General features: G+C 48.8%; 13 protein-coding genes. 4 read left to right on the forward strand and 9 right to left on the reverse strand.

Going from position 1 to position 13,366, the window contains the following annotated elements:
• Positions 1–157 precede the first annotated feature (157 nt).
• Positions 158–880: an acetoacetyl-CoA reductase gene (gene phbB, locus BUB81_RS15660; RefSeq protein ID WP_073324270.1), complete on the forward strand. Its 723-nt coding sequence runs from the start codon at positions 158–160 to the stop codon at positions 878–880.
• 86 nt (positions 881–966) lie between these two features.
• On the opposite strand, the gene BUB81_RS15665 is transcribed toward phbB, so the two are convergent.
• From BUB81_RS15665 to BUB81_RS15695, 7 genes are all read right to left on the reverse strand, one after another.
• On the reverse strand, positions 967–2,211 hold the full coding sequence (locus BUB81_RS15665; RefSeq protein WP_073324271.1) for a lytic murein transglycosylase: 1,245 nt from the start codon (positions 2,209–2,211) through the stop codon (positions 967–969).
• 64 nt (positions 2,212–2,275) lie between these two features.
• Positions 2,276–3,493, reverse strand: coding sequence for a polyhydroxyalkanoate depolymerase (locus BUB81_RS15670; protein ID WP_073324272.1), 1,218 nt, complete (start codon positions 3,491–3,493; stop codon positions 2,276–2,278).
• 145 nt (positions 3,494–3,638) lie between these two features.
• Complete coding sequence (locus BUB81_RS15675; protein ID WP_073324273.1) at positions 3,639–3,977, reverse strand: phasin family protein; 339 nt, start codon at positions 3,975–3,977, stop codon at positions 3,639–3,641.
• Positions 3,978–4,005: 28 nt separating this feature from the next.
• Positions 4,006–4,650, reverse strand: coding sequence for a phasin family protein (locus BUB81_RS15680; protein WP_073324274.1), 645 nt, complete (start codon positions 4,648–4,650; stop codon positions 4,006–4,008).
• 197 nt (positions 4,651–4,847) lie between these two features.
• A complete protein-coding gene (phaR, locus tag BUB81_RS15685) occupies positions 4,848–5,276 on the reverse strand; it encodes a polyhydroxyalkanoate synthesis repressor PhaR (RefSeq protein ID WP_073324275.1) in 429 nt (142 codons plus the stop codon).
• Between the two features lie 100 nt (positions 5,277–5,376).
• Positions 5,377–7,161 (reverse strand): PHA/PHB synthase family protein, encoded by a 1,785-nt coding sequence (locus BUB81_RS15690; protein ID WP_073324276.1) that lies wholly within the window; start codon positions 7,159–7,161, stop codon positions 5,377–5,379.
• Between the two features lie 18 nt (positions 7,162–7,179).
• Positions 7,180–7,422: a DUF6489 family protein gene (locus tag BUB81_RS15695; RefSeq protein ID WP_073324277.1), complete on the reverse strand. Its 243-nt coding sequence runs from the start codon at positions 7,420–7,422 to the stop codon at positions 7,180–7,182.
• A 279-nt stretch (positions 7,423–7,701) separates the two neighbouring features.
• Between BUB81_RS15695 and mrcB the strand changes: the two genes are divergently transcribed.
• Both mrcB and azu read left to right on the forward strand, forming a co-directional pair.
• Positions 7,702–10,032: a penicillin-binding protein 1B gene (gene mrcB, locus BUB81_RS15700; protein ID WP_245819238.1), complete on the forward strand. Its 2,331-nt coding sequence runs from the start codon at positions 7,702–7,704 to the stop codon at positions 10,030–10,032.
• 568 nt (positions 10,033–10,600) lie between these two features.
• Positions 10,601–11,068, forward strand: a complete 468-nt coding sequence (azu, locus tag BUB81_RS15705) for an azurin (protein WP_073324278.1) — start codon at positions 10,601–10,603, stop codon at positions 11,066–11,068.
• Here the strand turns inward: azu and BUB81_RS15710 are convergent.
• Positions 11,055–11,972 carry a DUF808 domain-containing protein gene (locus BUB81_RS15710; protein ID WP_073324279.1) on the reverse strand — a complete coding sequence of 306 codons (918 nt, stop codon included), beginning with the start codon at positions 11,970–11,972 and terminating at the stop codon, positions 11,055–11,057. The two genes, azu and BUB81_RS15710, sit on opposite strands and share 14 nt — an antisense overlap.
• A 2-nt stretch (positions 11,973–11,974) precedes the next feature.
• A complete protein-coding gene (locus BUB81_RS15715) occupies positions 11,975–12,739 on the reverse strand; it encodes a hypothetical protein (protein WP_073324280.1) in 765 nt (254 codons plus the stop codon).
• A 256-nt stretch (positions 12,740–12,995) separates the two neighbouring features.
• Here BUB81_RS15715 and glnK point away from each other — a divergent pair, with 256 nt between their 5' ends.
• Positions 12,996–13,334, forward strand: a complete 339-nt coding sequence (gene glnK, locus BUB81_RS15720) for a P-II family nitrogen regulator (protein ID WP_073324281.1) — start codon at positions 12,996–12,998, stop codon at positions 13,332–13,334.
• Positions 13,335–13,366 lie beyond the last annotated feature (32 nt).

Consider the following 13,366-nt stretch of genomic DNA (forward strand, 5'->3'; position numbering starts at 1 on the left):
GATTCGTCATATTTATTTGCTACTTTGTTCTTTTGGCTAATTGACATCGATCAATGAAACCCCGACCAAGGTCTGATTTTCCCATTGTCAGATTAGGTTTATAGATGGTTATATAGTAAACGGTTATTTGGTAAGCAATAGCAAAAGAGGAAACAGCATGAGCAGAGTAGCACTCGTCACAGGTGGGACACGAGGGATTGGTGAAGCAATTTGTACTACGTTAAAAGCCGCAGGCTATACGGTAGTTGCTAACTATGGTGGGAATGATCAAGCCGCGCAGGAATTTACCGAGCGTACGGGGATCGCAGCAATGAAGTTTGATGTGTCAGACTTCGAAAAAACCAAAGAAGCAATTTCGCAAATTGAAGCAGACTTTGGACCAGTGGATGTGCTCGTGAACAATGCGGGGATTACCCGAGATGGCACAATGCATCGAATGACCTTTGAGCAATGGAATGCGGTGATTCAAACGAACCTTGCGTCGTGTTTCAACACATGTCGCGCGGTGATTGAAGGTATGCGTGAGCGTAGCTTTGGTCGCATTGTGAACATCGGCTCAATCAACGGACAGGCCGGCCAGTATGGGCAAGTAAACTATGCTGCGGCAAAATCCGGTATCCACGGTTTTACCAAGGCACTGGCTCAGGAAGGGGCAGGCAAAGGCATAACTGTTAATGCCATTGCACCAGGTTACATCGATACTGATATGGTACGCGCTGTACCTGAAGATGTACTGGCTAAAATCGTTGCAAAAATTCCGGTGGGTCGTTTAGGCAAACCAGAAGATATTGCCGAAGGTGTATTGTTCTTGATCCGGGATGAGTCCAGCTTTATTACCGGCTCAACGCTGTCGATTAACGGCGGCCAACACATGTATTAATTTGCTTACAATAATAACGTACATGAGTTAACGGAGGTTCAAGTGCCTGATTTTTGCTGTTCTCAGGCACTTTGAAACACAACGGCTCAGGAGTTAGGGGTAATCGTTACGCCCAACGCTTCCATAACCGACAAGGACGGAAAACCATCGGCTACCATGTCCTGACTTAACTGGAACTGTCTTATACCTTCACGGGTCGCAGGGCCAAGAATACCGTCAGCGCCACCCACATCAATACCACGTGCATTAAGACTTTGCTGCAAGGCAATTATATGATTCCGGCTATACGCAGGCAGATCCGGTAAAGAAGCAATCATTTTCCCGTCACCTGCAATTCGATCTGCGAGTCGCCCTACGGCAATCGCGTAGAACTCTGAATTATTCCAGCGCATGATCACTCTGAAATTAGGGTAGGCCAGAAAAGTAGGTCCTTCATGACCCGCTGGCATGACAAGATAGCTGGCAATATCGCTCTCGCCTAATGCATCACCTTTAGCTTTGGTGACACCCATGTCATTCCATTCTGTGACAGATTTACGGTTACTGTAACCCAACAGGCGATAATCAAAACTCTCAGGTAGCATGACTTCGCGTCCCCACCGGAACCCCGGCTGCCAGCCGAGCTGTGCCAGGAAGTTTGCCGCAGACGTCAACGCATCTGCTTCACTATCCCATAAATTGATCTGGCCGTCATTGTCACCGTCAACGGCGTAGGCGGCGTAAGCTGATGGCATAAACTGGGTGTGACCCATTGCGCCCGCCCAGGAGCCTACCATGCGTTCCTGATCCAGCGATTGCGCTTCCAGCAGTTTTACGGCGGTAATCAGTTCTTTGCTGAAGAACGTGCTACGGCGCGGATCACAAGCCAGTGTTGCCAGTGAATCAAGTACAGGCATTTTGCCTTTGTAGCCGCCAAAGTTTGTTTCAAGCCCCCAGAAAGCGAGCAGATAATGGGCAGGGATACCGTATTTTTTTGTCAGGTCGGCTAATAGCTCTTTGTGCTTAGCTGCCAGCTCACGGCCTTTGTTAATTCGCCAGTCGTTGACACGTTTACTGAAATAACCTGGGAAGGTTTGTACGAACTCAGGCTGACTTCTGTCGAGTTCAATTACCCTTGGTTGATATTTTATTTTGCTGAACACCTGTTGGGCGATGGGCTCACTGACACCGCCCTCAACAGCACGTTGTTGAAGTCCGGCTTTGCAGCTATCAAAGTCGTCCTGAGCTGTCTGTGCGTTTGCGACATGGCTCAGCGTCAGTCCGCTAAAAATAAGACCTGTGGTGGATGCGCGAAGCAGAAGGCGAAGGGTTCCTGAAATGGTACGGCGCATGCAATACTCCCTGAAATAATGAGAGCCCATGCTAACGCAAAGCGCTGACATGGGCGAGTCTGTATCAGGCGTATTTGTGAATAAAATCGGTGATTAACGGACGGATATGCTGACGGAACTTAGAGCCACTAAAAATGCCGTAGTGGCCAGCACCGGGCTGCACATGGTGTTTACGCATCGAGTGCGGAATATTTTTACACAAGTTTTGTGCGGCTTCCGTTTGCCCTAACCCGCAGATGTCGTCGTCAGCACCTTCAACTGTCATCAACGGTGTGTTTTCGATGGCTTCGAAACTAACAGGCTCACCCTGATAGGTAATCGCGCCGCGTGCCAGTTCATTATTTTTGAAAACGCGTTCAATGGTTTCCAGATAGAACTCAGCTGGCATGTCGAGCACCGCCAGATATTCATCGTAAAAAGCGCGGAAACGATCAGCGTCTTCTTCTTCACCAAAGATCAGATTTTGGTAGAAGTTAACGTACTTCTTCATGTGGGTTTTCTGATTCATACTAATGAACCCACCCAGTTGCATGAATCCCGGATACACCTTTCGGCCTTCACCAGGGTAACCATGAGGCACCGTCATAATCGCCACGTTTCGAAACCATGACATTGGGTGTTTGGTAGAAAACTCATTTACCCGCGTCGGGTTTTTACTGGTGTCGATTGGGCCTGCCATCAGCGTTAATGAACGAGGGACGCATTCATTCTTCTTCTCAGCCATTACGGCTGTAGCAATCAGCGCCTGAACGGTTGGCTGGCAAATGGCAATAACGTGAGTACCTGGTCCAAGGAACTCTAAGAATTCAATGAGGTATCCGACGTAACAGTCAAAACTAAACGGGCCTTCGTCTAGCGGTACTTCCCGAGCATCGGCCCAGTCGGTAATGTATACTTCGTGATCGGGTAGCAGTGCTTCTACTGTACCTTTTAACAGGGTGGCAAAATGCCCTGACAAAGGGGCCACCAACAACACTTTGTGGTCGTCTCTTACGCCAACGCGATTGAAGTGAATCAGGTCACAAAACGGCTTGCTGTAAGCCACTTCTTCTTTTACCTGATGGTATTTACCATCAATGGTGATTTCGTCGATATTAAACCCCAGTTTTTCATAGCGACGAGTCAGGCGCATTGCGGTTTCCAGGGAAGCTTTAGTCATACGACCGGGAAACGTATGGGAAAAGGGGTTCGACGGATGACTCGCAATATCATTCATCAAGCTAAAGCCTTCGTGCATAATTTGTGCACTGCGGGCCATGTAATCATAGGCTTGGTAGTTCATTCGGTCACTCCTAACAATACAACAAGAACGAGCGCTGAGTAGGACAACTAGGGTTTACATCAGTTCATTTTTTGTAAAAAAAATGTAACACAAGACGCAAAAGAGGGCCATAGATACCTACAGCCCTCTTACTTGTTCTTTAGTCTTACTTAGCAGCGAATTTAGACGTAAATTCTTCGCTCATACCTTTCAGCATTTCACCCGCTTTGGTTTGTGCTTCAGTGATTAAGGTGTAGCTGCTCTTAGCAGATTCAGTCATTTTTTCCTGAACACCTTCCAGATACGCTTTTTGCGTTTCAGCAAGGCTCATCAGGTCTTTCTGCTGGCTCGCTGTTTCAACGAATGACATGCCGTCAGACAACAGAGTAGAAAACAAGCTGTTTTGCTTCTCTGCTAATTCTTGCATGGTGTTCATGTTCAGCGTCGCTAAATCTGTAACAGGCTTCATTGCAGTTTGGAACTTCTCTGTCATTTGCTCGATCATGGTGTCTCTCCTTAAAAAGAGTCGTTAGTTAACTTTCTGATTTGGTAGAAGGCGCTGCTTTGGCCGGCGCTTTCCTGGTAGTCGTGGTTTTACGTGTACGCGTTGTTTTCTTTGCTGCTGGCTTTGGAGCCTCAGCGGGCTTTGCTTCTGCAGCCGGGGCCGGCGTTGCAACTGGTGCTTCAACAGCCTTTTCTGGCGCTGGCTTAGGTGCTTCTGCCTTTACTGCAGCAGGCTCCGCTTTCGGCTTGGCCGGTGCTTTTGGCTTTGGCGTCGCTTTCGCTGCGGGTTTAGGCGTTGCCTTCTTCGGCGCAGCTGGCGCTTTAGGTGCTTCAGCTACGGGTGTTTTTGCTGCCTCAACCCCTTCGTCCAACGAGGTTTTCATTACGTCTTTTAGTTCGGCCTGCATGTGGCTGAGCGTTGAGTACGCCCCTTTCGATGCCATAGCGAAACGGTCGCGCATGGATTCGGCATATTCAGAACCAGCGGCAACCACCCCTTTTACCTCGGTCTGTACCGTCACGCTTTCAATAAATTTCACGCTGTCGGTGAGTAAACCGGTAAATAGCTCAGTTTGATTTTGCGACAGGTCTTCCATTGCCTTTGCATTCATCGCCATCAGCGAATTGATCGGCTTTGATGATTTCTTTAACTGTTCTGAAAATTTGCCAAACATATAACACTCCCATCCGAAGTCTATACTTGCTGCGCTGCAGCATGAGTTGGTTATATATTAGACAGCTTGGCTGGAAATGGTCAAGGGTATTTTTGTTGCAATGCAGCAAAACGCTAGAACATTATAGAATATACATGTAATTTTTTATGCTGCATTGCAGCAGTTGTGGCCAGGAAAGGTACCTGAATGACGGGCTATTACTTCTTAGGCGGCTTTTGTGACTTGGTCCAAACGTCCAGGTTTTGCTCCATCATTTTGCTAAACAAGCCTAGTGGTGAGGTGTCGACCATGTTTTTCATCATGCCCTGGAGCTGGTCCTGTTGTTCCATAAAGTTCACCAGGCTTTGCTCAAGGTATTCGCGTAAAAATACCTGCATGTCGGAGTCGTAAAACCGAATAAGCTGCATTAACAGCTTGTTGGTGAGAATGGATTGTTGTTCGTTAGTTTCAGATTCACTGATGATCTGCAGCAGGATGGTTTTGGTAACGTCTTCGCCAGACTTGGAATCGACAACGTTAAACTCGGTGCGGGCTTTAACCAAGGCTTTAATGTAATCCATGTTCACGTACTGACTCTGAGCGGTGTCGTAGAGTCGGCGGTTGGGGTACTTCTTGATCGTGATCATGGTGATTACTCTTTGCAGTTGATGTGCGCAATGTAGCGTAAAAGCTGGCAAAAGAGCAAATATAAGCCGCTACCGGAAGCCGATAGCGGCGTGATTACAACTAATCGAGCCGTTTTTTAACGTAACTGCCTGGCGCTGCTTCCACAGCCGGGTAGGCTTTGTGCTTGCCTGGCTTGGGTGCGGTAACTTTGGTGCTGTCATGCGTTGCCAACCACTGATGCCAGTCTGGCCACCATGAGCCTTCAACTTGCTCCGCACCGTCGAACCAACTGGCGGCTGTATCGGGCAGTTCGGTATTTACCCAATGCGGATATTTACCTTTGTCTGGAGGGTTGATAACACCGGCAAGGTGACCGGAGCCCGCCAGAACAAAGCGCGTATCGCCGCCGACCAGCTGGGTGCCCTGATAGGCTGCCTGCCACAACACAATGTGGTCGGCTATAGTAGACAGGAAATACACTGGCATATCGATGTTGCCTAAATCAATGGGCACGCCATCGATCACAATCGCGCCGGGCGTTTTGAGTTTGTTTTCCCAGTACATGGTGCGCACGTACTGTTTGAAACAGGCTGACGTGATGTTGGTTGCATCACTGTTCCAGTACAAAATGTCGAAGGCGGCCGGGTCCTGACCTTTCAGATAGTTGTTAATAAAGTAAGACCAGAACAGGTTGTTTTCTCTCAGCAAGCTGAAGCTCAAGCCGAGTATCCGGCCGTCATAAACGCCTTTAATATCGGCGTTTTGTTCCATGGCATTCAGGCTTTCTTCCGTGAGATAGTTGCCTATTTCACCGGGCTCACTAAAGTCCAGTAGTGTCGTTAGGAGTGTGAGCGACAAAATCCGTTCGTCCCCCTGTGCCCGTAAGTACGCCGAGGTCATTGCCGACAAGGTGCCGCCCACACAAAAGCCGACCATGTTCACTTTGGGTTGACCGGTAATGTCGCATACAACGTCCAGCGCTGCGATAGGACCGTGTTTCATGTAGCTCACAAAGTCATGGTCTGCGAGAGACTTGTCGGGGTTTACCCAGGAAATCATAAACACACTGAAGCCGGCATCCAACAGACCTTTTACCGCCGATTTTTTCTCGTCCAGATCCAGAATGTAGTACTTATTGATGAACGGTGGTACGAACAGAATGGGCGGTGCGTAGGTTTTCGCTTTCTTCGGCGTGTAGTGAATCAGTTGGATCAGGTCGTTTTGATACACAATGTCGCCGGGGGTGGTTGCCAGATTGCCACCTAATTCAAACGCAGACATGTCGGTTTGCGTGATCTTAAAGGCTTCCAGCGGGCTGTGTTCTAAGTCCCGCATGAAGTTTTCTATGCCTTTCAGCATGCTCTGGCCTTTGCTTTTCAGAATTTCTTCGCATACTTCCGGGTTAGAAAACAGGTAGTTCGTCGGTGCAACGGAATTAATGTACTGACGGGTATAGAACTTTACCTGCTCTGCTGACTTCGGGTCAGCAAACGTCATGGAGTCCATCATGCCCTGTAGCATTTTTGAATTGATCAGGTACGCTTGTTTCAGGTAATTGAAAACCGGGTTTTCTGACCAGTCACTGTGACTAAAGCGGCGGTCGCCGCGTTCTTCAGCTGCAACGGTTTCAGCCTTTTCACCAAACATCGCTTTGGTGGCTTGTTGCCACAGCTCAGTTTGCTGGCGCATAAACGCCATTTGGTTTTCGATTAACTTTGAGGTGTCGACCTGCACGTTTTCAGCCAGTTTACTGGTGAGTAAGGTCTGCAGGTGTTCGGGGTCAAACATAGCGGCGGTATCGGTACTGCCAGCCTGACGCGTCAGAATTTTCTGAACCATGCTATTAAACTGCTCGGCATATTGATTCAGCGTGTCCAAAATTTCGTTGTGGTCCTGTTGCTGCACAAGCACTCCTTGTGTGGGCTATTTCTTTGTAGTGGCAGCGCCAGTGGCGATACCTTCCATCATTTTTTGATAAAAACTAAATGCCTGCTGACTGCCGTCCAGGTAGGGCTTCAGCATGGTCATCATGGCTTCCTGATTACCGTTTTTCATTTGTTCGGTAAACATAGCAATAGACGCTTCGTGAATTTTGGTCATATCTGGCCAGCCCAATAACTCGCGTGCTTCAGACGGCGACAGATCAATGTCGATAGAGATTTTCATGGTACACTCCTTTTTCTGGCTGGCTATTGCGTGGCGACACGCAATGACACACGCATTTACTAACAGTTGTTGTGCAAAACGCGTGCTGAACAGCGGGCATTCTTAAAATACGATCCTGAATGCTTAGCTCGTTACAGAGTAAAAAGTGTACATTCGCTTGTCTAGTCTGATGAGCCAAAAGTATGATACAGCGCACAAATATATTGTTATCCAGGTCAGCACTGACAACACCGTAATCTCAGTTTACACAGCTTAACGTTTAGAATTAGTGGAAGATTTGTGACAACACGAACGAAAAAAACAGCCGAACCTACCGTTAAAAAACGCCGCTGGTGGGGGATCACCTGGAAATTACTGTTGTTACTTAGCGTTTTGTTCGGGGCTTACCTGTTCTATCTCGACGCGCAAATTAAACATCACTTTTCCGGCAACAAATGGCAGGTGCCTGCTCAAATCTATGCGCGCCCTTTGCAAATTGAAGTGGGTGAGGAAATCACGCGTAAAGAAATTACCGATGAGCTCAAGCTGCTCGGTTATCGCAAAGTCGCGCAGCCATCGGGGAGTGGTGAATACAGTGTCGCCAGAAGCGCAATTGAAGTGTTCAGACGCGCGTTTCACTTTCCGGGAGGGTATCAACCGTTACAGCGTGTGTTGATCAGTTGGGACGGTGCGCGTATTGGTGCAATTCGCAATGTCGATTCAGGTCAGGCTCTGACTTCCATGCAACTGGAACCCTGGCTGGTTACGCGTCTGGCAAGTGGCAGTAGCGAAGACCGGATGCTAGTAAAGCTCGACGAGGTACCACCTTTACTGGTCAAGGCGCTGACGCTGGTGGAAGACCGGGATTTTTATTCTCACCACGGTGTGGCGCCCCTGTCTATTCTACGAGCCTTAATCGCTAACATCGCTGCAGGTAAAACGGTACAGGGTGGCAGTACGCTGACCCAGCAACTGGTTAAAAACCTGTATTTAAGCCGTGAGCGGTCGATTGAGCGCAAAGTAAAAGAAGCCCTGATGGCGCTCATCATTGATGCGAGATACAGCAAGGATGCCATCATTCAGGCCTACTTAAATGAAGTCTTCCTGGGCCAAAGTGGCAGTATGGCGGTGCACGGGTTCGGACTGGCCAGCTATTTCTTCTTCGACCGGCCAATCAATGAACTGGACGAAACCGAAATCGCGTTGATGGTGGCGATGATCAAGGGGCCATCATTTTACAATCCACGCAAATACCCTGATCGCGCCATTGAGCGCCGCAACCTGGTACTTCGGTTACTTATGGAAGCGAATGAAATTACGCCGCAGGAATACGAAATGGCGGTGTCCAGGCCTCTGAATATAGCCAGTGGAGATAGCCTGGCAACCGGCAAACACCCTGCTTTTATGTCACAGGTCAAACGCGAATTACAGTCTATACTGGCCGACCCGAACATTCGGGAGTCGGGAGTAAAAGTCTTCACTACATTGGACATTCATGCTCAGCGGCGAGCGGAAACAGCCCTGACGTCGACACTGAATAAGTTGCAATCAGGCCGCGATGTACCCCTTGAAGGCGCGATGCTGGTGACGGATATTGCCAGTGGACAACTGCGGGCTATTGTTGGTGGGAAAAACGCTGGCTACGCGGGCTTTAATCGGGCTCTGGATGCGGTGCGCCCCATTGGCTCGCTGGCAAAACCAGCGGTGTACGTGGCTGCGCTGTCAGAGCCTGCAAGGTATCATCTGGCGACGCCACTGGAAGACAATCCACTCACCATTGAAGACGAGCACGGGGAGCCGTGGCAGCCTCAGAACTTTGATAAAACCTTTAGTGGCTCGGTACCATTGCTGTATGCACTGGCGAGATCGCTCAACGTGCCCACGGTGAATCTTGGGCTGGAACTTGGCATCGACAAAGTCGCAACTATGCTCAGGCAGCTTGGTGTAAAACGCGACTTCCCAATGGTGCCATCGTTAACATTGGGGGCAGTAGCGCTTACGCCTTTTGATACCACACAAATGTATCAAACGCTGTCTAACAACGGCGCATATCGACCACTGCATGCGGTGAGTGCAATTGTCAGTGCGAATGATCACCTTATGTGGCGTCATTCTGAATACGGCGAGCAACGCGTAGAAGAGGAAGCAGCCTATCTGCTTAACTATGCACTGTATAAAGTGACTACCGACGGCACGGCTAAATCGCTGGGACGGACCTTTCCGAATGTAAACATGGCGGGTAAAACCGGTACAACGGATGACTACCGCGATAGCTGGTTTGCCGGTTTCGATCGCAATCACCTGACCACCGTTTGGGTGGGCAACGACGACAACAATTCGATTGGTTTAACCGGGGCCAGCGGGGCTTTGCCTGTGTTTATTGCGTATCAGCAGTTACAGGAACCCAAATCTTTGTCGCGCAGGTTCCCTGACGGCCTGGGAATTGCGCATTTCGATCCCAATACCGGTGAAGTGGTGGTGGCAGGATGCCCCAATAGCATGAGTGTGCCTGCCGTGCTGGATGTATTGCCGCCAGCGCAGCAAGACTGCTTTGGTAAACCTGTTGCACCGAAAAAATCGAAGACAAAGGCTACTAAAAAGTCCTGGTGGGAACGTTTGCTTGGCCTGTAGCCTCAACTGCACTGCCACAGGAAAAAAACTCAGGAAATTGCAATGCGTATGCAATTCCTGAGAAGTGGCACTACGGGAGTAGTTCGGTTCTGTCAAAAAAGGGGAGTTAGTGCGCAACCGTATCTGAGGTAAACAAATAACGAATACCGTTAAAAATACCCAGCGCTACCACATAGGCCAGTACCGGGCCTAACACCAACCATAAAATAAAGCTGTAAGTGATCATATCCTGCACCTCGCTGTTCCATGTCCTGCTAACCTGTAAGTCGCAGCAACTATTGCGATAGTTGTGCCAATGCTCATAAAAATTTTAAATGGCTGATTTACAAAGCTATTTAATTTTCATCAGTATTAATTTGCTAACACGCTTTTACCAAGGATCGGTGAAAATCACACATTATTCGTCAATCACGCCACTCTCTATAACTGGTTAATCACACTATAAATGTAGGTAAGTTCAGGGGGATAATGAGAAAAAACGATAAAGTCGATGGAATATTCCGGTTGGCTTCATTTCCCAGACTCATGATTTACTGCCACCTGACTTAGTTTTACAAGGGAAGCAGTTATGCAAAACGTTCTACGCGCTATTGGCGTATTGTTTGTCACTGGATTGTCGTTCAATGTATGGGCAAATAACGAAGGTAGTGGCTGTGAATTGCAGCTTGAAGCCAATGACCGCATGCAGTTTGTGCAAAAGCAACTGATGGTGGATTCGACGTGTGAAACCGTGTCTATTTTGCTGAAGCACAGCGGTAAGTTGCCAGTGGCAGCAATGGGTCACAACGTGGTTGTTGCATTGGAAAGTGATATGCAGGGTATCGCAGCTGATAGCTTTAAAGCCGGTGTCGCAAATCGTTTTGTTACGCCTGGCGATAAACGGGTGATTGCGGCATCTGATGTTATTGGCGGCGGTGAATCAACCTGGGTATCGTTTGCTACTGGGCTGTTAGATCCGGCACAGCGCTATGTATTCTTTTGCGCGGCACCGGGGCATTGGGTCATGATGAAAGGCGAGTTGGTTATGCTGCCCTGATCTTAGTCCAGGCTTGCAATGCCAGCGCAATTATTGCGCCGGCAACTACGCCGGTAATGCCGTCAAATGTTATACTCAGCAGTAAACTGAAAGTCGGCGCCAGCGCAATAAAGGCTTCGGCAATGTGGTGCAAAAAGCCAATACTGTGGGTCAGAATACCACCACCAACCAGGAACATGGCGATGGTTCCGGCAACCGATAAAAATTTCATGAGTGCCGGTGCCGCAGTCAGCATGAAGCGGCCGCCCAGTCGTTGCGCCGTATTAAAAGAGCCCGTTAACGACTTACGCAACAGGTAAAGGCCAAAGTCATCCATTTTCACAATGGCAGCGACTAATCCGTATACGCCAACCGTAAACGCAACACTCAGTCCGCTTAGGATCAAGATTTGCGACATCAAATCGGCTTCCTGAATACTCCCTAGTGTGATGACCACGATTTCCGCAGACAAGATAAAATCGGTGCGGATAGCGCCTTTGATTTTGTCTTTTTCCATGGCAACCAGGTCAACGCTGCTGTCTGACAGCTTATTAAGCCGGGTTTCCGCGTTGTCTTCGTCGTCGTGAGAGAAAAACCATTTGTGGAGCAACTTTTCTGCGCCTTCAAAGCACAAATACAACCCGCCAATCACCAGTAATACGGTAATAAGCACAGGTACAAATGCGCTAATTAACAATGCTGCGGGCACTAGTATTAATTTGTTGATGAACGAGCCTTTGGCTACGGCCATGACGACCGGGATTTCGCGATCTGGCTTTACCCCCTGCACCTGGTTGGCGTTTAGGGCTAAATCGTCGCCTAGCACGCCGGCTGTTTTTTTAGCGGCCATTTTTGACATCACTGCGATGTCATCAAGCATGGTGGCGATGTCGTCCAGTAAGGCAAGTAAGTTTGCTGCAGCCACGTTTAGTTGTCCTTGTCGAGATGGGTTTTATTCAGCCGTTTATCAATAAACTGCTGAAAGTCGTTTCGTTGGGTGCACTTTACATTGCCACCGAATAGTCCTGCAACTACTGCCAGCGAACTATTCACGCCTTTGTCACAATTAATCTGATGTTCGCCTGGTGTCGGCTCTGGTTTGGGATCGTATTCTCCAATACGAAGGTCCGGTGAGTTTTTCTGTTGCCGGTAAGCGCGCGCAGCGGCTTCAGCCATGTCTTGCTGCATTTGCATCTGTTGTTGTTGCAGCGTCTGACCAATCGATTGACGAATACTGCGACTAGCAGGAGCCGGGCTGTCTGCAGACTGTGTCAGGATTTCTCCGTTAGCAGGCTGTTCTGCAGGTGGTTGAGCGTCGGGCTGTGTTTCGGGCTCAAGCGGAGGTTCAGAGACGTCAGGGGCAGGCGTTGGCTCAGCCGGTGCGATTGGCTCTTGGGCAACTTCGGTTGTCGTGACAGGAACTTCGTTTTTGGGCTCGACATCAGGCAATACAGGTTCTGGCTCTACAGGCGCTGTCTCGGGCGGAGACGGAGGTAAACGAATGAGTACTGCCTTTATGGTTGGCTCTGAAACTTCTGGTGGAACAGGCGTTGTCCACGACAGCGAACAGATAATTGCCGCATGTACCAGAACTGAAAGCAACAGGATCCCCCACAGTGCCTTGGACTGTGCAACTGGCCTTGGGGAAGGGCCCGGGCTGTCGTCAACCAGAGATATATCGATGATTTGCATGGGCAATTCGACCTGTTAAGTGTGCGATAGTTCCCTGCGATAAATGGTGTGAATAGAGGGATGAAAATCCATAGCACTAAAATGGTGCAATTCTGGCTGCTTGCTTTCAAATGGTGCAAAAAAAGCGTAAGTTTCTGTGTTATTTTGACGTTAGTTATTGATTTTTAATAATTAAAATTTGTGGCATAGGACTTGTCTTATTAGCTCTTGCACAACAATCAATATTGCAAAGCAATCCAACATTTGGGAGCAACACATGAAACTAGTCACAGCAATCATCAAGCCTTTCAAGCTGGATGATGTTCGTGAAGCCATTTCAGAAATCGGTATCGACGGGTTAACCGTGACCGAAGTGAAAGGTTTCGGACGTCAAAAAGGACACACTGAATTATACCGCGGAGCGGAATATCAGGTCGATTTCCTGCCAAAGGTAAAACTGGAAATTGCGGTACAGGATGACCAGGTAGATCGTCTGGTAGAAGCGATCGTTGGCGCAGCGAAGACCGGTAAAATCGGCGATGGCAAGGTATTTGTTTACGACCTTGAAGGTGCCGTTCGGATTCGTACTGGCGAAACAGACTCAGACGCCCTGTAAGCGCCGTCTACGAGAATTTTGCGGAGATAAGC

It is taken from the genome of Marisediminitalea aggregata, from assembly GCF_900129565.1.
Lineage (GTDB): Bacteria > Pseudomonadota > Gammaproteobacteria > Enterobacterales > Alteromonadaceae > Alteromonas > Alteromonas aggregata.

Bases quoted from the DNA above. Each gene is read 5' to 3' on its own strand.
- phbB (WP_073324270.1), top strand. From the start codon at position 158: ATGAGCAGAGTAGCACTCGTCACAGGTGGGACACGAGGGATTGGTGAA.
- BUB81_RS15665 (WP_073324271.1), bottom strand. From the start codon at position 2,211: ATGCGCCGTACCATTTCAGGAACCCTTCGCCTTCTGCTTCGCGCATCC.
- BUB81_RS15670 (WP_073324272.1), bottom strand. From the start codon at position 3,493: ATGAACTACCAAGCCTATGATTACATGGCCCGCAGTGCACAAATTATG.
- BUB81_RS15675 (WP_073324273.1), bottom strand. From the start codon at position 3,977: ATGATCGAGCAAATGACAGAGAAGTTCCAAACTGCAATGAAGCCTGTT.
- BUB81_RS15680 (WP_073324274.1), bottom strand. From the start codon at position 4,650: ATGTTTGGCAAATTTTCAGAACAGTTAAAGAAATCATCAAAGCCGATC.
- phaR (WP_073324275.1), bottom strand. From the start codon at position 5,276: ATGATCACGATCAAGAAGTACCCCAACCGCCGACTCTACGACACCGCT.
- BUB81_RS15695 (WP_073324277.1), bottom strand. From the start codon at position 7,422: ATGAAAATCTCTATCGACATTGATCTGTCGCCGTCTGAAGCACGCGAG.
- azu (WP_073324278.1), top strand. From the start codon at position 10,601: ATGCAAAACGTTCTACGCGCTATTGGCGTATTGTTTGTCACTGGATTG.
- BUB81_RS15715 (WP_073324280.1), bottom strand. From the start codon at position 12,739: ATGCAAATCATCGATATATCTCTGGTTGACGACAGCCCGGGCCCTTCC.
- glnK (WP_073324281.1), top strand. From the start codon at position 12,996: ATGAAACTAGTCACAGCAATCATCAAGCCTTTCAAGCTGGATGATGTT.